At 71.9% G+C, this 17717-nt stretch carries 16 protein-coding genes and 2 pseudogenes; 6 read left to right on the forward strand and 12 right to left on the reverse strand.

Annotation, left to right across the window (positions count from 1 at the left end):
* Positions 1–62 precede the first annotated feature (62 nt).
* A complete protein-coding gene (locus ACFVWW_RS29045; RefSeq protein ID WP_386877756.1) occupies positions 63–1112 on the forward strand; it encodes an aminotransferase class V-fold PLP-dependent enzyme in 1050 nt (349 codons plus the stop codon).
* Between the two features lie 47 nt (positions 1113–1159).
* Here ACFVWW_RS29045 and ACFVWW_RS29050 read toward each other — a convergent pair.
* A pseudogene (locus tag ACFVWW_RS29050) lies at positions 1160–1510 on the reverse strand (amino acid ABC transporter ATP-binding protein); the annotation flags it as partial.
* Between ACFVWW_RS29050 and ACFVWW_RS29055 the strand changes: the two are divergent.
* Positions 1499–1861: a hypothetical protein gene (locus ACFVWW_RS29055; protein ID WP_386877755.1), complete on the forward strand. Its 363-nt coding sequence runs from the start codon at positions 1499–1501 to the stop codon at positions 1859–1861. The pseudogene ACFVWW_RS29050 and the gene ACFVWW_RS29055 sit on opposite strands and share 12 nt — an antisense overlap.
* Positions 1862–1892: 31 nt before the next feature.
* On the opposite strand, the gene ACFVWW_RS29060 is transcribed toward ACFVWW_RS29055, so the two are convergent.
* The gene (locus ACFVWW_RS29060) at positions 1893–2432 is read right to left on the reverse strand and encodes a MarR family winged helix-turn-helix transcriptional regulator (RefSeq protein WP_384183390.1); all 540 of its coding nucleotides are present in this window, start codon (positions 2430–2432) and stop codon (positions 1893–1895) included.
* Between the two features lie 92 nt (positions 2433–2524).
* On the opposite strand from ACFVWW_RS29060, the gene ACFVWW_RS29065 reads away from it, so the two are divergent.
* Positions 2525–3589 carry an alkene reductase gene (locus tag ACFVWW_RS29065; protein ID WP_384183387.1) on the forward strand — a complete coding sequence of 355 codons (1065 nt, stop codon included), beginning with the start codon at positions 2525–2527 and terminating at the stop codon, positions 3587–3589.
* Positions 3590–3734: 145 nt separating this feature from the next.
* Here ACFVWW_RS29065 and thpD read toward each other — a convergent pair whose 3' ends face one another.
* The 5 genes from thpD to ACFVWW_RS29090 form a co-directional block, all read right to left on the reverse strand.
* The gene (thpD, locus tag ACFVWW_RS29070; RefSeq protein WP_384193863.1) at positions 3735–4631 is read right to left on the reverse strand and encodes an ectoine hydroxylase; all 897 of its coding nucleotides are present in this window, start codon (positions 4629–4631) and stop codon (positions 3735–3737) included.
* A 2-nt stretch (positions 4632–4633) separates the two neighbouring features.
* Positions 4634–5032, reverse strand: coding sequence for an ectoine synthase (locus tag ACFVWW_RS29075; protein ID WP_384193861.1), 399 nt, complete (start codon positions 5030–5032; stop codon positions 4634–4636).
* Between the two features lie 110 nt (positions 5033–5142).
* The gene (ectB, locus tag ACFVWW_RS29080; protein WP_384193858.1) at positions 5143–6411 is read right to left on the reverse strand and encodes a diaminobutyrate--2-oxoglutarate transaminase; all 1269 of its coding nucleotides are present in this window, start codon (positions 6409–6411) and stop codon (positions 5143–5145) included.
* Between the two features lie 103 nt (positions 6412–6514).
* Entirely contained in the window at positions 6515–7054 is a 540-nt protein-coding gene (gene ectA / locus ACFVWW_RS29085) for a diaminobutyrate acetyltransferase (RefSeq protein ID WP_384193855.1), read from the reverse strand.
* Positions 7055–7386: 332 nt separating this feature from the next.
* On the reverse strand, positions 7387–8487 hold the full coding sequence (locus ACFVWW_RS29090) for a pyridoxal-phosphate-dependent aminotransferase family protein (RefSeq protein ID WP_386877754.1): 1101 nt from the start codon (positions 8485–8487) through the stop codon (positions 7387–7389).
* Between the two features lie 74 nt (positions 8488–8561).
* Between ACFVWW_RS29090 and ACFVWW_RS29095 the strand changes: the two genes are divergently transcribed.
* Together ACFVWW_RS29095 and ACFVWW_RS29100 are read left to right on the forward strand one after the other, a co-directional pair.
* Positions 8562–9653, forward strand: coding sequence for an amidohydrolase family protein (locus ACFVWW_RS29095; protein WP_386877753.1), 1092 nt, complete (start codon positions 8562–8564; stop codon positions 9651–9653).
* 286 nt (positions 9654–9939) lie between these two features.
* Positions 9940–10887, forward strand: coding sequence for an SCO1860 family LAETG-anchored protein (locus ACFVWW_RS29100; protein ID WP_386877752.1), 948 nt, complete (start codon positions 9940–9942; stop codon positions 10885–10887).
* Between the two features lie 165 nt (positions 10888–11052).
* Here ACFVWW_RS29100 and cobC read toward each other — a convergent pair whose 3' ends face one another.
* Together cobC and ACFVWW_RS29110 are read right to left on the reverse strand one after the other, a co-directional pair.
* Positions 11053–12114, reverse strand: coding sequence for an Rv2231c family pyridoxal phosphate-dependent protein CobC (gene cobC, locus ACFVWW_RS29105; protein ID WP_386877751.1), 1062 nt, complete (start codon positions 12112–12114; stop codon positions 11053–11055).
* A gap of 251 nt (positions 12115–12365) precedes the next feature.
* Positions 12366–12749: pseudogene (locus ACFVWW_RS29110) on the reverse strand (cobalamin biosynthesis protein); the annotation flags it as partial.
* Positions 12750–12847: 98 nt separating this feature from the next.
* On the opposite strand from ACFVWW_RS29110, the gene ACFVWW_RS29115 reads away from it, so the two are divergent.
* Complete coding sequence (locus ACFVWW_RS29115) at positions 12848–13609, forward strand: ZIP family metal transporter (RefSeq protein WP_384191846.1); 762 nt, start codon at positions 12848–12850, stop codon at positions 13607–13609.
* A 32-nt stretch (positions 13610–13641) separates the two neighbouring features.
* Here the strand turns inward: ACFVWW_RS29115 and ACFVWW_RS29120 are convergent, their stop codons facing one another.
* The 3 genes from ACFVWW_RS29120 to ACFVWW_RS29130 are packed head-to-tail and all read right to left on the reverse strand — an operon-like array spanning position 13642 to position 17686.
* Positions 13642–15000: a cobyrinate a,c-diamide synthase gene (locus ACFVWW_RS29120; protein ID WP_386877750.1), complete on the reverse strand. Its 1359-nt coding sequence runs from the start codon at positions 14998–15000 to the stop codon at positions 13642–13644.
* Entirely contained in the window at positions 14994–15593 is a 600-nt protein-coding gene (gene cobO, locus ACFVWW_RS29125; RefSeq protein ID WP_384191851.1) for a cob(I)yrinic acid a,c-diamide adenosyltransferase, read from the reverse strand. The genes ACFVWW_RS29120 and cobO overlap by 7 nt, the downstream gene beginning before the upstream one ends.
* Positions 15593–17686, reverse strand: a complete 2094-nt coding sequence (locus ACFVWW_RS29130; RefSeq protein ID WP_386877749.1) for a putative cobaltochelatase — start codon at positions 17684–17686, stop codon at positions 15593–15595. Before ACFVWW_RS29130 ends, cobO begins: the two co-directional genes overlap by 1 nt.
* Positions 17687–17717 lie beyond the last annotated feature (31 nt).

Genomic DNA, 17717 nt, shown 5'->3' on the forward strand with positions numbered 1-17717 from the left:
TTGGGTGTGCCCTTCAGCCATGCGCGATTGACTATGAGGTGAGGGGGTTCCAGGGTGGCTGCATGGACACCCTGGGAGGCGCCGAGTTCGCGCCGGTGATGACGTACCTGAACACGTCCAGCTGTGGGCTGCTGCCCCGCCGGGCCGTCGAGGCCGTACACGCCCTGGCCGAGGAGAACGCGAGCGGCCGGCGGGGGGAGGGCGCGGGGAGCTTCGAGTCCGTGGGCGCCGCTCGCGCCTCCTTCGCCCGGCTGGCCGCCGTCCCCGCGGAGCGGGTCGCCGTGGGCAGCTCGGTCTCCGTGCATGTCGGACTGATCGCGGCCTCGCTGCCGCCGGGCGCCGAAGTCCTCTTCCCGGAGGGCGAGTTCAGCTCGGTCGTCACCCCGTTCGCCGTCCGCGGCGACCTCGTGCTGCGGTACGCGCCGCTGGACGGCCTGGCGGAGGCCGTGCGGCCGGGCACCGCGCTGGTGGCCTTCTCGGCGGTCCAGTCCGCGGACGGGAGGATCGCCGATCTGGACGCGGTACGGGCCGCAGCCGCCGCGCACGGCGCCCGGACGCTGCTGGACGCCAGCCAGTCGGCCGGCTGGCTGCCGCTGGACGCCGGGGCGTACGACTACACCGTCACCGGCGCGTTCAAGTTCCTGGTCTGCCCGCGCGGTACGTCCTTCCTCACCGTGACCGAAGAGGCGCAGGAATCGCTGGTGCCGATGCACGCGGGCTGGATCGCCGCCGAGGACCTCTGGGCCAGTACGTACGGTCCTGTCGAGCAACTGGCCTCCTCCGCACGCCGCTTCGACGAGGCCACGTCCTTTCTCTCGTACCACGGAGCCGAGCAGTCCCTCGCACTCCTGGAGGAGATCGGCGTCAAGGCGATCCATGCCCATGGCACCGCCCTCGCCGCCCGCTTCCGGGCGGGGCTGACCGGCCTCGGTCATGAGCCGGTACCCGGGGAGTCCGCGATCGTCTCCGTCAAGGGACTGACGCACCGGCACCCCGACCTTGAGCGAGCCCAGGTGGCGGTCTCCATCCGGGCGGGCTACGTGCGGGCCGCGTTCCATCTCTACAACTCCGACGCCGATGTCGACCGGGCGCTGGAGGTGCTCGCCGGCTGAGCCAGCCCCACCGTGCGAGGCCGCCGTACGCAGCGCGCGCAATCGAGCTACAGGAACCGTCCGAAGAACGCCCGGGTGCGGGGGTTGGCCGGGTGGTCGAGGACCTCCTCCGGAGTGCCGCTCTCCAGCACCCGGCCGGCGTTCATGAAGACCACCCGGTCCGCCACTTCCCTGGCGAAGCCGATCTCATGGGTCACCACGAGCATGGTGAGTCCGTCGCGGGCCAGATCCCGCATCGTGGCGAGGACCTCGCCGACGAGCTCGGGGTCCAGGGCGCTGGTCGGCTCGTCGAAGAGCATCAGCTTCGGCCGCATGGCCAGTGCGCGGGCGATGGCGACGCGCTGCTGCTGGCCGCCGGAGGGCTGCCGAGGATAGGCGGCCGCCTTGTGAAGGACACCCTCGCCCATCTGCTCACCGACGAGGGTGCGAGCCGGTGTGTGCGGGCCGCCGCGGAGCGGTACGACCTGCGGCGCAACGAGCTGGCCGAGCGCCTTGCCCGGCGTGGGGTGCGCACCGAGAACCGGGACGGGCTGATGCTGTGGGTGCCGGTGGCGGACGAGACATCCGCGCTGGTCACGCTCGCGGCCCGGGGCGTCACGGTCTCGCCGGGCAGCCGCTTCTGTGTCTCCTACTCCCGCCCGCATGTCCGGATCGCCACCAGCCGGCTCACGGAGGACGCGCACGCGCTCGACGAGACGGCCGTACTGATCGCCCTCGCCGCCTCCACCTCGTCCGTCCGACTGGACTGACGCGTCCTCAGCTAGGTTCTCAGCCAGGCCCTCAGCGCTGGACGTCCTCCGCGTCGGCGGGTGGGCCGGTGCACGCGTCCGCCCCCCGTTCCGGGCAGCCCTCCGTCTCCGCGCAGAGGTTCGACTCGACCTTGGCGAGTAGCCGGATCAGTTCCCCGCGCTCGGTGTCGTCGAGCCCCGCGAGGGTGTGCTCCTCCAACTCGGTCCAGGCGTCCTTGACCTCGGTGCGCAGCGCGCAGCTGTCCGACGTGGCCTCGACCAGCACCGCACGCCGGTCCAGCGGGTCGGGGGAGCGCTTCACGTACCCCGCGTGATCCAGCCGCTGAAGCATCTTGGTCACCGTCGACGGGTCGAGGTCCATCGACTTGATCAGCTCGGACTGGCGCACCCCGTCCGAGTCCCACAGATGCATCATCAGGAACTCCTGGCCGGGGTAGAGGCCGGTGCGCCGCAGCAGCTTGCCGGCCGTCATGCGGTGCAGCCGGGAGATCCGGGACAGGGCGTGACTGACCGGGCCGCCCCGCGCGGCGCCGGGCAGTTCGTCCGTACAGGCAGGGTCGTCGGATGTCATGTCACGGAGTTTAGCTTGGTCGACCAAGGAATGAGCTACAGTGACTCGCGGTTGATTACTTGGCCGACCACATATTTGCTACGGGAGCCTCCATGACCACCGCGTTCGATCCGATCGACCTTTCGGGTACGCAGCTCGCCAACCGCATCGCCATGGCCCCGATGACCCGCAGCCGGGCCTTCGGCCCCGGACTTGCGCCCACCGCCTCGACGGCGGAGTACTACGCGCAGCGCGCCTCGGCCGGCCTGATCATCACCGAGGGAACCCAGCCCTCGGTGGTCGGCCAGGGCTACCCGAACACCCCCGGTCTGCACAGCGAGGAACAGATCGCGGCCTGGCGTGTGGTCACCGACGCCGTCCACGCCAAGGGCGGGAAGATCTTCGTTCAGATCATGCACGCCGGCCGGATCGGCCACCCGGTCCTGCTGCCGGAGGGCCTGACTCCGGTGGGCGCCTCCGCCGTCGCCGCGCAGGGGCAGGTCTACACGCACGAGGGCGCCAAGGACTTCATCGCCCCGCGCGAGCTGACCTCCGACGAAGTACGGGAGACCATCGCTGACTTCGTCTCCGCGTCGCGCAACGCGATCGAGGCCGGTTTCGACGGAGTCGAGCTGCACGGCGCCAACGGCTATCTGATCCACCAGTTCCTGGCTCCCTCCTCCAACCTGCGTACCGACGAGTGGGGCGGTTCCGTGGAGGGCCGGATCCGCTTCGCCGTCGAGGTGACCCGCGCCGTCGCCGCGGAGATCGGTGCCGAGCGGACCGCCCTGCGGATCTCGCCGGGAAACCCCTACAACAGCATCGAGGAGCCCGAGCCGGAGCCCACGTACACCGCCCTGGTCCAGCAGCTGGAGCCGGTCGGCCTCGCCTATCTGCATCTGATCGAGAACACCCGGGAGTTCACGCTCGTCGTGCGCAAGCTGTTCACGGGGACGCTCGTCCTCAACGCCGCGACCGACGGATTCACGAGCGCGGATGAACTGGCCCTGATCGAGGACGGCACCGCGGACATAGTGTCCTTCGGCGCGCTCTTCCTCGCCAACCCGGACCTGCCGTCCCGGCTGCGGGCGGGCGGCCCGTACAACACCCCGGACCCGGCGTCCTTCTTCGGCGGCGACGACAAGGGCTACATCGACTACCCGTCCCTGGAGAGCTGAGCTCCGCACGCGGGAAAAGGGGCGCGGGGCCGGGGGGCAAGAACCCCCCCCCCCCCCCGGGCCGCCCGGGGGGGCGGGGCCCGCTCACCCCCCCCCGCCCCGCGCCCCTGTGCCTCCTGTGCCTGCCTGCCCCTGACGCGTACGGTCAGCGCACCGGGGTGAAGTCCTGCGCCCCGATGAAGGACGGCCGCGGCGAGGGGGCCGCGAACGGCTTGACCGCCGCGTTCTCCACGCTGTTGAACACGATGAAGACATTGCTGCGCGGATACGGGGTGATGTTGTCGCCCGAGCCGTGCATGCAGTTGCAGTCGAACCAGGTCGCCGAACCGGCCTTGCCCGTGAAGAGCTTGATGCCGTGCTGGTCGGCCATGCTCGTCAGCGCCTCGTGCGACGGCGTGCCCGCGTCCTGCATCTGCAGCGACTGCTTGTAGTTGTCCTGCGGCGTCTCGCCGGCGCAGCCCAGGAAGGTCTTGTGCGACCCGGGCATGATCATCAGGCCGCCGTTGGTGTCGTAGTTCTCGGTCAGCGCGATCGAGACCGACACGGTCCGCATGTTCGGCAGACCGTCCTCGGCGTGCCAGGTCTCGAAGTCCGAGTGCCAGTAGAAGCCCGAGGCGCCGAAGCCCGGCTTCACATTGATCCGTGACTGATGGACATAGACGTCCGAGCCCAGGATCTGCCGGGCACGGCCCACCACCCGCTCGTCGCGGACCAGTCCGGCGAAGATCTGGCTGATGCGGTGGACCTCGAAGACGGACCGTACGTCCTTCGTCGTGGGCTCGATGATCGAGCGCTCGTCGGCACGCACCGCCGGGTCGGTCGTCAGCCGCTCCAGCTCGGCGCGGTAGAGCGCCACCTCGTCCGGGCCGATCAGCTGCTCGATGGAGAGGAAGCCGTCCCGCTCGAAGCTTCCGAGGTCGGCCGGCACGATCGGGCCGGGGGCGCCGTGCGCGGACCAGACGACGGGGTCCTGACGCGGGGTGGTCACCTCGCCGACGCCACGGGTGGGATACAGGTCGGTACGTGCAGGGGCGGTGGTCATGGTCAGCCCTCCTCTGTCAGCAGTGGGTAGACGCCGTTCTCGTCATGGTCCTCCCGCCCGGTGACCGGCGGGTTGAAGACGCATACACAGCGGAAATCGGTCTTGGGACGGAGTGTGTGGCGCTCGTGCCCGTTCAGCAGATACATCGTGCCGGGGGCGATCCAGTGGGTCTCGCCGGTCTCGTCGTTGGTCAGTTCGGCCTCGCCCTCCACGCAGAGCACGGCCTCGATGTGGTTGGCGTACCACATCGAGGTCTCCGTGCCGGCGTACAGCACGGTCTCGTGGAGGGAGAAACCGACCTTCTCCTTGGCGAGCACGATGCGCTTGCTCTCCCAGGTGCCCGAGGCCGACTTCACATGACGGTCGGTGTTCTCGATGTCCTTGAACGATCGGACGATCACGGTGCGTCGGTGCCTTTCTCTTCTGCGGCTTCTGCGGCTTCTGTGGTCGCGTAGGTCCGCGTATGTCGTGTACCCGTACGGTCGTCCCGTACGGGTACGTGAACCGCGGATCAGGCGGTCTCGCGGACCGCGCGGGCCAGGGTGCGCAGGCCCTCGTCCAGCTCGTCGGGGCTGACGGTGAGCGGCGGAAGCAGCTTCACCACCTCGCTCCGCGGGCCCGAGGTCTCCAGCAGCATCCCCAGCTCGAAGGCGCGGGCGCAGACGGCGGACGCCCGGCTCTTGTCGGCGAACTCCAGGCCCCAGACCAGGCCGCGGCCACGGAACTCGGCCGCCGCGCCCGCGCTCTCGGCGCAGATCGCCAGCAGCGCGTGCTCCACCTGCTCACCGCGGGCTATGGTCTGCTTCTCCATCTGACCGTCGGCCCAGTACGTGTTGAGCGCGGCGGCGGCGGTGACGAAGGCCGGGTTGTTGCCCCGGAAGGTGCCGTTGTGCTCGCCCGGCTCCCAGATGTCCAGTTCCGGGGTGAACAGGCAGAGCGACATGGGAAGCCCGTACCCGCTGATGGACTTCGAAAGCGTGACGATGTCCGGTGTGATGCCCGCCTCCTCGAACGAGAAGAAGGCGCCGGTACGGCCACAGCCCATCTGGATGTCGTCGACGATCAGCAGCATGTCCTGGCGGTGGCAGAGATCGGCCAGCGCCCGCAGCCACTCCGGGCGGGCGACATTGATGCCGCCCTCGCCCTGGATCGTCTCGACGATGACCGCGGCGGGCTTGTTCAGGCCGGAGCCCTGGTCCTCGAGCAGCCGCTCGAACCAGAGGAAGTCCGGGGTCTGGCCGTCCAGATAGTGGTCGAACGGCATCGGAGTGCCGTGCACCAGCGGTATGCCGGCCCCGGCTCGCTTGAACGCGTTGCCGGTGACGGCGAGCGAGCCCAGCGACATGCCGTGGAAGGCGTTGGTGAAGGAGACGATCGACTCGCGGCCCTTCACCTTGCGGGCGAGCTTGAGGGCCGACTCGACCGCGTTCGTGCCGGTGGGGCCGGGGAACATCACCTTGTACGGGAGGTCGCGCGGCCGCAGGATCACATTCTGGAAGGACTCCAGGAAGGCCCGTTTCGCGGTCGTCGCCATATCGAGGCCGTGGGTGATGCCGTCACGCTCGATGTAGTCGATCAGCGCGCGTTTCAGCACCGGGTTGTTGTGGCCGTAGTTGAGTGAGCCGGCGCCGGCGAAGAAGTCGAGGTAGCTGTGGCCGTCCTCGTCGGTGAGACGGCTGCCCTGCGCGCGGTCGAACACGGCGGGCCAGCCGCGGCAGTAGCTGCGCACTTCGGATTCGAGGGTTTCGAAGACACTCAGTGCTGGCGGGGTGATGGTCACAGGGGTCTCCAGGCGATGGGATGGGGAAGAGCGGGAGGGTGCTCGGAACGGAGCGCGGTGCGCTCACGCCCGGCTGTCGGCGTGTCTCGCGTCTACTGATGTCTCAGGGCGAGAGCGGGCCGATGCGGTACAGCACCTCCGGCTGGTGCACCCCGTCGGGGAACAGCCCGCCGTCGAAGAGGACCTCGCGCTTCAGCGCCGCCCCGTGGCGGTCGGCGAAGGCGGTGAACAGACGGTCCGAGGCGGTGTTGTCGGGCGTCACGGTGGTCTCGATCGCCGTGATCCCCAGCTCACTGGCCACCCGGGCGGTCAGCTCGTCGAGCAGCGTGCCGGCGAGCCCCTTTCCCCGCTGGCTCTCGTCGACGGCCACCTGCCAGACGACCAGCGCCTCGGGGCGCTCGGGCCGGATGTATCCCGTGACGAAGGCGATCGGTGATCCCCCCTCGTCGCGGGCGACGACGGAGGTGGCCGCGAAGTCACGGCACCAGAGCAGATAGCTGTACGAGGAGTTGAGGTCCAGGACCTCGGAGTCGCGGGCGATGCGCCAGATCGCGGCCCCGTCCTCCACTCGTGGGGTGTCGATCGCAAAGGGACGGGTGAATTCGCTTCGGGCGCCTGCAAGGTCTGCTTGTGCGGCGGTCATGTCTATTTAATTTACCGAGCAAAAGCAGAACATGCATCTTCTGCAGGGGTTGGGTGAGAAGCCGACCTGTGTTATCAGGCGGGCGCGGGTGCCCGTGCGGATCAGGGGACAGCTGGGATGACATCGACCGAAATTTTGGGGCAAAGTGGCCTGGTCTGTGGACTCGGTCACATATCCGTAACGCTCGCGAGACCGGTCGGAATCACTCCGATGGCCCTGTTGAAATCTTGGCGTTTAGGGTATTGAAATGCGGGCATACGAATACGGGAAGCTGCTCTCTATAAAGCACCTTCCCGTATTCCTGAATTAGCGCCTTTTTTGATTTCCGGATGCTACTCCCACACCTCGCCGACCGCCCGCGCGGCCGCCTCCTGCCACACCTCGGCGCCGCCCTCGCCGAGCGCCTCGCCCAGTGCGGCGAGCGAGGCCAGCACCGCGTCCCGTGTCGCGTCGGCGCCGTAGTGATTGACCCGGATCATCTGGGTGGCCAACGCCCCGCCGCCCGCGATCAGCGGCAGCGACGGATCGGCGGCCAGCGCCTTGGCCACCAGCTCGCCCGCGTCCACCCCGGCCGGGGTGCGGAGCGTCGTGGCCACCGGAGCGGCGTCGGCGGCCTCGTGGACGAACGGCTCCAGGCCGCCGCCCAGCGCCAGCGCGCCCGCCCGCGTGGCCGCCGCGGCCGAGGCGTGCCGGGCGATGACGGTGTCCTGGCCGTCCGCCTCGATACGCTCCAGGCACGCCTCCAGCGCCAGCATCTCCAGCTGGGCGGGGGCGTGGAGCAGCGTCCGGCGGCCGCCGTCGATCCAGCGCTCCTTCCAGTCCAGCAGCGAGAGGTACGAGCGGCGGGGTGCCTGCGGATTGGCGGCGAGCCGCTCCCAGGCCCGCTCGCTCACCGACACCGCCGAGACCCCGGCGGGGCCGCCCATCGCCTTCTGCGCGCCGATCACGCACAGGTCCACGCCCCAGGCGTCCGGCAGCAGCGGCTCGGCGGCCACCGAGGCGACGGCGTCCAGCATGAACAGCGCGCCGTGGGCCCGTACCACCTCACCGATCGCGGCGACCGGGTTGGTGTTGCCGGTCGCCGCCTCGGCGTGTACCAGCGAGACGAAGTCGATCCCGGGGTGCGCGGCCAGGGCACGTTCCACCTGGGCCGCGGTCACCGCGGTGTGGAACGGCACCTCCAGATCGACGACCGTCGCCCCGCAGTCGCGCAGCCAGTTCCCGAAGGTCTGCCCGTACGGTCCCGTGACCACGTTCAAGGCGGTCGAACCGGGCCTGGCGCCGCCGCGGACGCAGCCCTCCAGGGGCAGCAGGGCCTCACCCTGCATGATCACGACATCGTTCTCGGTGGCGAGGAGCGAGGCGACGCGTCGCTCGATGGCGGCGAAGCGCGCGGCGGTCAGCGGAGCCAGGTCCAGCAGCGGGTGTGTCATGGCGGTGCTCTCTTCGGATGCGTGTTCGGAATCTGCCCGGTCGAGGGTACCCACGGCCTCGTACAGTGCTGCGCATGAGCGATCACGCGGTGCTGCGGGTGAAGGGGCGGGTGCTCGTCGGCCCCGAGGAGGCCAGGGACGAGTTGTGGGTGGTGGGCGGCCGGATCACGTACGAGCGGCCGGCCGGCGCCCGTGATGTCCGCACCGTCGAGGGCTGGGCGCTGCCCGGTCTCGTCGACGCGCACTGCCATGTCGGCCTCGACCACCACGGCGCCGTCGACGAGGCGACCAGCGAGAAGCAGGCGATCGGCGACCGCGAGGCGGGCACGCTGCTGCTCCGGGACGCCGGCTCGCCCGCGGACACCCGCTGGATCGACGACCGTGAGGATCTGCCGAAGATCATCAGGGCGGGCCGCCATATCGCCCGTACCCGCCGTTACATCCGTAACTTCGCCCATGAGATCGAGCCGGACGACCTCGTCGCCTATGTCGCCCAGGAGGCCCGGCGCGGCGACGGCTGGGTCAAGCTCGTCGGCGACTGGATCGACCGCGACGCGGGCGATCTGACCGCCTGCTGGCCGCGCGGCGAGGTCGAGGCGGCCATCGCGGAGGCGCACCGGCTCGGCGCCCGGGTCACCGCGCACTGCTTCGCCGACGTCGCGCTGCGTGATCTCGTCGAGGCGGGGATCGACTGCGTCGAGCATGCGACGGGGCTCACCGAGGACACCATTCCGCTCTTCGCGGAGCGCGGCGTCGCGATCGTCCCGACGCTGGTCAACATCGCGACGTTCCCGCAGCTCGCGGCGGGCGGCGCGGGCAAGTTCCCGCGCTGGTCGGCGCATATGAACCGGCTGTACGAGCGCCGCTACGACACCGTGCGCGCGGCGTACGACGCGGGCGTCCCGGTCTTCGTCGGTACGGACGCGGGCGGCTCGCTGGCCCACGGTCTGGTGGCGGCCGAGGTCGCGGAGCTGGTGAAGGCCGGTATCCCGCCGCTGGAGGCCCTCTCGGCAACCGCCTGGGCCGCGCGTAGCTGGCTGGGCCGCCCGGCGCTGGAGGAGGGCGCTCCGGCGGATCTCGTGGTCTACGACGAGGATCCGCGGGCGGACGTACGGGTCCTGGCGGCGCCGCGGCGGATCGTACTGAACGGGCTCGTCGTCGGCTGACGGACCGTGACGGGAGGGCGGCCGGCGTCGTTGAAGGTCTTCATGTGCTCCTGGCCGGGGCCGACCGGCGCACGACCCGGATCCGTGTCACATGGGTGAGTGTCCAGAACGCCCGTGCCACAAGAATCGAAAATAGACGCGGAAACCCCACTTTGGAGTGAACTAACCCCAGGTGTCTGCCGGTTCACTCTCAGTGCGTAAAGATTCCGGTGTCTCGGTCGCCGCCGTCACGTGTCCCCGTGGCGGCAGGTCGGCGACGCCATATCTCTGTGGGGGTTCCACCATTTTGAACAGCAATACCTTCCGCATGCCCGCACGCCGCTGCGCCACCGTCGTGGCCGCCGCGGCGCTGACGGCGGGCCCCGTGCTCCTCGCCGCTCCGGCCCAGGCCACCGGCGGTACGGGCGAGGGGCGGGCGAGCGCGGTCGTGCTCAGGACCGGCCTCGATGTGTCCCTGCTCAACAAGACCGTCCAGGTGCCGCTCAGGGCCACGCTCAACGAGGTGCAGGCACCGGCGAGCGCCGCGAAGACGGCGCTGAGCGTCCAGCTGAACGGGGTCGACCACGGCAAGCCCTTCAGCGTGCTGCGCGCCGACGTGGCCACCGCGAAGGCGACGGCCGACGGTCGCACGGCGCGGGGGTACACCAACCTCGTGCACGCGAGGGTGCATGTGCCGGGCCTGCCGCTGCTCTCGCTCATCGAGATCCAGGAGGTCACCTCGACGGCGGTCTGTGAGGCGGGGAAGCGGCCGGTCGCCGAGTCCAATCTGCTCGGCGGGGTGACCGTCCTCGGCAAGAGGATCACGCTCTCCGCAGGGGGGCCGACCCGCGTCCGGGTGCCGGGGGTGGGCGAGGTGACGCTCGACCTGTCGAAGACCCGCACCACGTCCCGTACGGCCGCGGCCACGGCGCTCGAACTCAAGGTGTCGGTCAACCCCCTTGAGCTGAACGTCGCCGAGGTCGAGGGCTCCGTCACGCTCGCCGAGGCCACCTGCGAGTCGCCGAAGGTGCCCGCCGCCGCGCAGCAGCCGGAGCCGGAGAAGCCCGAGGCGCAGCAGCCCGAGGAGCCGGTGAAGACGGATCCGAAGCCCCAGGGCGCCGCGGAGCCGGTCAAGGAGAACCTCGCGGAGACGGGCGGCAACTCGATGACGCCGTATCTGGCGGGCGGCGCGGCGGTCCTGCTCGCGGCGGGCGGCGGCGTGCTCGTCCTGGCCAGGGCCCGCGCCAGGCGCTGACCCCGAGGACCCGGCCCTTGGGGGGGCCGTGAGGGAGAGCGGTGCTCCGACAGGGGCACCGCTCTTCGCGCGTGCGAGTCGCGTATGAGTCGCGCGTACGAGTCGCGTACGAGCGGGAGCGCGGCGCCCCGGGCCACCCGGCCCGGGACGCCGGCACCCACCGTGTCAGCCGCCGACCGCCGTCAATGCCTGGTCCAGGGCCTGCAGGAAGCGGTTGGTCGTGGACCGGTCGCGCACCGCGAGGCGCAGCCACTCCGGGCCGAGGCCCGGGAAGGTGTCGCCGCGCCGGGCGGCGAAGCCCAGGGTGCGCAGGCGGGCCCGTACCGAATCGGCGCGGCGCATCCGTGCGAGGACGAACGGGCCCGCCGCCTGCTCCACCGCCCGTACCTCCTCGAACTCCGCGAGCCCCGCCAGCAGATGGGCCCGCTCCACCGCGGTCCGCCGCGCCGCCTGCTCCGCCTCCGCGAGCGCGGCGGGTGACATGCACGCCTCCGCGGCGACCAGCGCGAGAGTGGAGACCGGCCACAGCGGCTGTGCGCGCTCCAGCGCGCTCACCGTCCGCGGATCGGCCAGTGCGTAGCCGATCCGCAGGCCCGCGAGCCCCCACGTCTTGGTGAGGCTGCGCAGCACCACGAGCCCCGGCACATCGGTGTACCCGGCGAGCGCCTCCGGCTCGCCGGGCACCGCGTCCATGAACGCCTCGTCCACGACCAGCGTCCGCCCCGGCCGGGCGAGCTTCGCGATCTCCGCCGCCGGATGGAGCACCGACGTCGGGTTGGTCGGATTCCCGAGCATCACCAGATCCGCGTCCTCGGGCACCGCGTCCGGATCCAGCCGGAAGCCGTCCTCCACCCGCAGCAGCACCCGCCGCACCGTGTGCCCGGCGTCCCGCAGGGCGGCCTCCGGCTCGGTGAACTGCGGATGGACGACGACGGGTCTGCGCACCGGCAGGGCGCGGGCGAGCAGGACGAACGCCTCCGCCGCCCCCGCGGTCAGCAGCACCCGCTCCACCGGCAGTCCGTGCCGCGCCGCGACCGCCGCGCGCGCCGCCCGCCCGTCGGGGTAGGCGGCGAGCCCGGTCAGCGACTCGGCGAGGCGCGCGCGCAGCCAGGCCGGGGGAGTGTCCGTACGGACGTTGACCGCGAGATCGATCAGTCCCGCCGCTCCGTCCCGCATCTCGGCATCGCCGTGATGCCGCAGGTCGTAGAGGTCAGCGCGCGTAGACATAAGAGCCACGGGACTGATCGCAGGGTATGACGGGGGGCACGTGCGACCGCGCCGGCACCGGCGACAGCCGGTCGGCCGACGGCTCCTGGGGCGCCATGCTCTCGATGGGCTGGACGACGCGGGTCACCGGGCTCCTTCCGCATGCCACCGGCAGCCCGGGGCGTCACTGTGCGGCCCACGGTGCCCCGCGCGGCCGCTGTTTTCCACAGTCAACACCGACATCATGTCCGCCCGCACCGGTTCCACTCCGACCGGCCCCCCTGACGCGCCACGGCGCAGGTGACCGAAGCGGGCCGGCCCGCCGGGCTCGACTTCCGCTTCGGTACGAGGAGTTCACCCCCGCGCGCGAGTGCGGCGGCCTCGGCGACGGACGGTGTCCCCACGGCGGCCAGCGGCGCACCGGACGGATTCGGTACGGCGATCCCGGCCAGCAGGGCGGCTGGGTACCCGCGTACGGGCACGCCCAGCCGCGCGGCCGCGCCGACGATCCCGGCCTCGCCCGTCTTGGTGTCGACGGTCGCCAGCTCGGCGACGGACGACGCCGGGAGCCCCGCGTCCCGCAGCGTCTGTTCGATCAGCCCGAGGACCTCCCCGACGGGAGCGCCCCTGCTCGCGCCGATTCCCACGACCAGCGACCACCCGGTGGCGCCGGCGGTCACGAACGGCCCCTTTCCGGTCCGCGGGCCGGTCCGGGATGTGCGCGGCACGGCCCTGATCGGCTATGCAGGGGCGCATGGCGGTCTTCGTCGCGCTCGGCGCGTTCCTCATGACGCTGTTCGGCGGCTGGACGGCGCAACGCGTCACCGACCGCCGTCATCTGGTGCTGGGCCTGGCCGGGGGCCTGATGCTCGGTGTGGTCGGCCTGGACCTGCTGCCGGAGGCGATGCACGCGGCGGGCGAGGAGATCTTCGGCGTGCCACAGGCGCTGCTGCTGTTCGTCGGCGGATTCCTCGTCGCCCATCTGGTGGAACGCCTGCTCGCCGGCCGTCAGGCCGCCCACGGAGGCGACCCGCAGGGGGGCGGCGGGCACGGTGCGGCCCCCGGAAAGGACGGCCGCGTCCCCCAGCTGGGAGTGACCGCGGCGGCGGCCATGGTGGGCCACAGCGTGATGGACGGCATCGCGCTCGGCGCGGCCTTCCAGATCGGCAGCGGCATGGGCACCGCCGTCGCCCTCGCCGTCATCGCCCATGACTTCGCCGACGGCTTCAACACGTACACGCTCACCAGCCTGTACGGGAACGACCGCCGCAAGGCGATCATGATGCTGGTCGCGGACGCCGTCGCGCCGGTACTCGGCGCCGCGTCCACGCTGCTGTTCACCCTCCCGGAGGAGGTGCTCGGCAGCTATCTCGGCTTCTTCGGCGGCGCCCTGCTCTATCTCGCCGCCGCCGAGATCCTGCCCGAGGCCCACCACGAACACCCGGCGCGCTCCACGCTGCTGTGCACGGTCCTGGGCGTGGTCTTCATCTGGCTGGTGGTCGGCTTCGCCGGATGAGAGCCTGCCGGGCGCGCGCCGCCCGGCCCCGGTCAGGCCGCGCATCTCTCCACGAACCGCCGCGCCAGGTCCGGCGTGGCCGCCCAGTGCGTATGGAGATAGCTCGCGTGCACGCCCTGCTGGACGAATCCCTCCAGCCGGCGCTCGGGGTGTACGAGCCCCCACGCGGGAGCCGTCCCCGCGCCCGGATCCAGCACCGTCCGGTGGAACTCGTGCCCGCGGACCCGCGTCCCGGCCCGTGCCAGCGCGCTGTCGCCGATCGCCACCGCCTCCCGGTAGCCCAGCGTCAGCCGCCCCGACATCCGCGCGTCGGCGGCCAGCACCCCGCACATCGGCTTCCCGTCCAGGGAGCGCGCCAGATACAGCAGCCCGGCGCACTCGGCGGCCACCGGAGCGCCGGAGTACGCCAGCTCCGCCACGGCCTTGCGCAGCGGCTCGTTGGCGGACAGCTCCGGGGCGTACACCTCGGGGAAGCCGCCGCCGATCACCAAACCCCGGGTGCCGTCGGGGAGTTCCTCGTCACGCAGCGGATCGAAGGGCACGACGTCCGCGCCCGCGGCCGTGAGCAGCTCCGTGTGCTCCGCGTACGAGAAGGTGAACGCGGACCCGCCGGCCACGGCGATCACCGGGCGGGCGCCGCCCACCGGCTCGACGTCCGGCTCCCAGGCGGCCGTGTCCAGCGCCGGCGCGCTGCGCGCCAGGGCGAGCAGCGCCTCCAGATCGCAGCCCGCGCGCACCCGCCCGGCCAGCTCCCGCATCGACCCCAGGGCGTCCGCGTGCCGCTCGGCGGCCGGGACCAGGCCCAGATGGCGCGAGGGCGTGACCTGGTCGGTGCGCCGCAGCACCCCCAGCACCAGTACGCCCGACTCGTCCAGCGCGTCGCGCAGCAGCCGCTCGTGCCGGTCGGTGGCGACCTTGTTGAGGATCACCCCGCCGATCCGTACCTCCGGATCCCAGGACGCGAAGCCGTGCACCAGCGCCGCCACGGACCGGGACTGCGACGAGGCGTCCACCACCAGCACCACCGGTGCGCGCAGCAGCTTCGACACCTGGGCGGTGGAGGCCAGTTCACCCTGGCCGGAGGCGCCGTCGTACAGCCCCATCACGCCCTCGACGACTGCGAGGTCGCAGCCCGCCGCGCCATGCGCGAACAGGGGCGCGATCAGCCCGGGTCCGCACATGTACGCGTCGAGATTGCGCCCCGGGCGGGTCCGCGCCCCCGTCGACACCGCCAGCGCGTGATACCCCGGATCGATGTAGTCGGGCCCGACCTTGTGCGGGGACACCGCGAGCCCGCGCTCCGAGAAGGCCGCCATCAGGCCCGTGGCCACCGTGGTCTTGCCGCTCCCGGAGGACGGCGCCGCGACGACCAGGCGCGGGACGTTCACCACTCGATGCCCCTCTGGCCCTTCTGACCGGCGTCCATCGGGTGCTTGACCTTCGTCATCTCGGTGACGAGATCCGCGAACTCCACCAGCTTCTCCGGAGCGTTGCGGCCGGTGATCACCACATGCTGGGTGCCGGGACGCGCGCGCAGCACCTCGATCACCTCGTCGGTGTCCACCCAGCCCCAGTGCAGCGGGTAGGCGAACTCGTCCAGGACGTACAGCCGGTGCGTCTGCGCCGCCAGATCCCGCTTGACCTGCTCCCAGCCCTCGCGCGCCGCCTCCTCGTTGGACAGCTGCGAGTCGCGCTGCACCCAGGACCAGCCCTCACCCATCTTGTGCCAGGCGACGGAACCGCCCTCGCCGCTCGCCCCCAGCACCTTCAGCGCCTGCTCCTCGCCGACCTTCCACTTCGCCGACTTCACGAACTGGAACACCCCGATCGGCCAGCCCTGCGTCCACGCGCGCAGCGCGAGCCCGAAGGCCGCCGTCGACTTGCCCTTGCCGGTGCCCGTGTGGACGAGCACGAGCGGGCGGTTGCGGCGCTGACGGGTGGTGAGCCCGTCGTCCGGTACGGTCTCCGGCTGTCCCTGTGGCATTACGCGGCCCTCCTGGGTCCGTTGGTTCCCCTGGCTCCGTGCGCGGCGCCGGGTGCGCCCTGTCCGCCCTGTACGTCCCTGACCAGGCCGGCGATGCTGTCGGCGCGCAGCTCGTCGAGGGTGACGGCGGCGCCCTCCAGATCCATGGCGAGCGTGCCGGCCAGACCGAGCCGTACCGGCCCCGACTCGCAGTCCACGACCACCGAGGCCGTTTTCTCCGCGGCGAGCAGCCGCGCCGCACGCGAGGCGAGCGCCACCGGATCGGGGCCGCCCGTCGCCCGCCCGTCCGTCACCACCACCAGCAGCGGGCGGCGCGCGGGATCGCGCATCCGCTCCACCCGCAGGACGTCGTGCGCCTTCAGCAGCCCGGCGGCGAGCGGGGTGCGGCCGCCCGTCGGCAGCGACTCCAGCCGGGCCGCGGCCGCGTCCACCGACGACGTCGGCGGCAGCGCCACCGCCGCGTCCTTCCCCCGGAAGGTGACCAGTCCGACCTTGTCGCGCCGCTGGTAGGCGTCCAGCAGCAGCGAGAGCACCGCGCCCTTCACGGCGCTCATCCGCTGCCTGGCCGCCATCGACCCGGACGCGTCGACCACGAACAGCACGAGATTTCCCTCGCGCCCCTCCCGCGTCGCCTGCCGCAGATCGTCCCTGCGGACCACCAGGCCGGGGCCGCTGCGCCCGCGCGCCCGCTGGTGCGGCGCCGCGGCCTGCACGGTCGCCGCGAGATGCAGCTTGGTGAGCGCGCCACGCGGCCGTCGCGACCCCGTCGTCCTGCCGTGTTCCGTACGGGCCCGGGAGCGGCGCCCGGCCGCGCCCTCGCCCAGACCGGGAACGCTCAGCATCTTCGTACGGAACGGCTCGGCGGCCTGTACGGCGGACTGCTCGCCGGCTCCGGCACGCTGGGGCTGTCCGGCCTCCGGCTCGGGCCGCGGCTCCGGCCGCTCGGGCGTGTCGTCCTGCCCGGAGGCGTCCCGCTCCGGCGCGTCGGGCCCTTCGGGACCGGACTCCGGCGGCCGGCCGCCCCCGCCTCCGGATCCGTCGGGACCGTCCGGATCAGGGTCGTTGTCCCCGTCGCCGTCCTCGCCGGTGAACTCCTCCAGCGTGTCGTCGAGCTTCTCCTCGTCAAGTCCCGGCGCGTCGAACGGATTGCGGCGGCGCCGGTGCGGCAGCGCCAGCAGCGCGGCCTGCCGTACGTCCTCCGCGCGTACGTCCGTACGCCCCGCCCACGCGGCCAGCGCCGTCGCGGTCCTGGCCATCACGATGTCCGCCCGCATCCCGTCCACCTCGAAGGCGGCGCAGGTCGCGGCGATCTGCAGCAGTGCGGCATCCCCGAGCCGCACCTCGGGCAGCAGGGACCGCGCCGCGGCGATCCGCTCCCGCAGGGCGCTCTCCTCGCCGGCCCAGCGCGCGGCGAAGCCGGCCGGATCGTCGTCGTACGCGAGCCGCCGCCGTACGACCTCCACGCGCAGTTCGGGCTCGCGCGAGGCGGCGACCTCCACGGTGAGCCCGAACCGGTCCAGCAACTGCGGCCGCAGCTCGCCCTCTTCGGGGTTCATCGTCCCGACCAGCAGGAAGCGCGCGGCATGCCGTACGGAGACGCCCTCGCGCTCCACGTACGAAGCGCCCATGGCGGCCGCGTCCAGCAACAGGTCGACCAGGTGGTCATGGAGGAGATTGACCTCGTCGACGTACAGCACCCCGCGGTGCGCGTCGGCGAGCAGTCCCGGCTCGAAGGCCTTCACGCCCTCGGACAGCGCCCGTTCGATGTCCAGCGCCCCGACGAGCCGGTCCTCGGACGCGCCGACGGGCAGCTCGACCATCCGGGCGGGCCGGGACACGCCGGGTGCGCTCTCGTGCGGTCCGTCCGGGCAGCGCGGATCGGGCGCGGCGGGATCGCAGCTGAACCGGCAGCCGGCGACGGTCGCCACCTGGGGCATCAGCGCCGAGAGCGCCCGCACGGCCGTGCTCTTGGCCGTGCCCTTCTCACCGCGGACCAGGACACCGCCCACGGCCGGACTGACGGCGTTGAGCAGCAGGGCCAGCCGCAGATCGTCCATCCCCACGACGGCGGTGAACGGAAAAGGGGTGCTCATATGCTGATCGCTCCTTTGAACGGCTCGATGG

It is taken from the genome of Streptomyces sp. NPDC058198, from assembly GCF_042882605.1.
Lineage (GTDB): Bacteria > Actinomycetota > Actinomycetes > Streptomycetales > Streptomycetaceae > Streptomyces.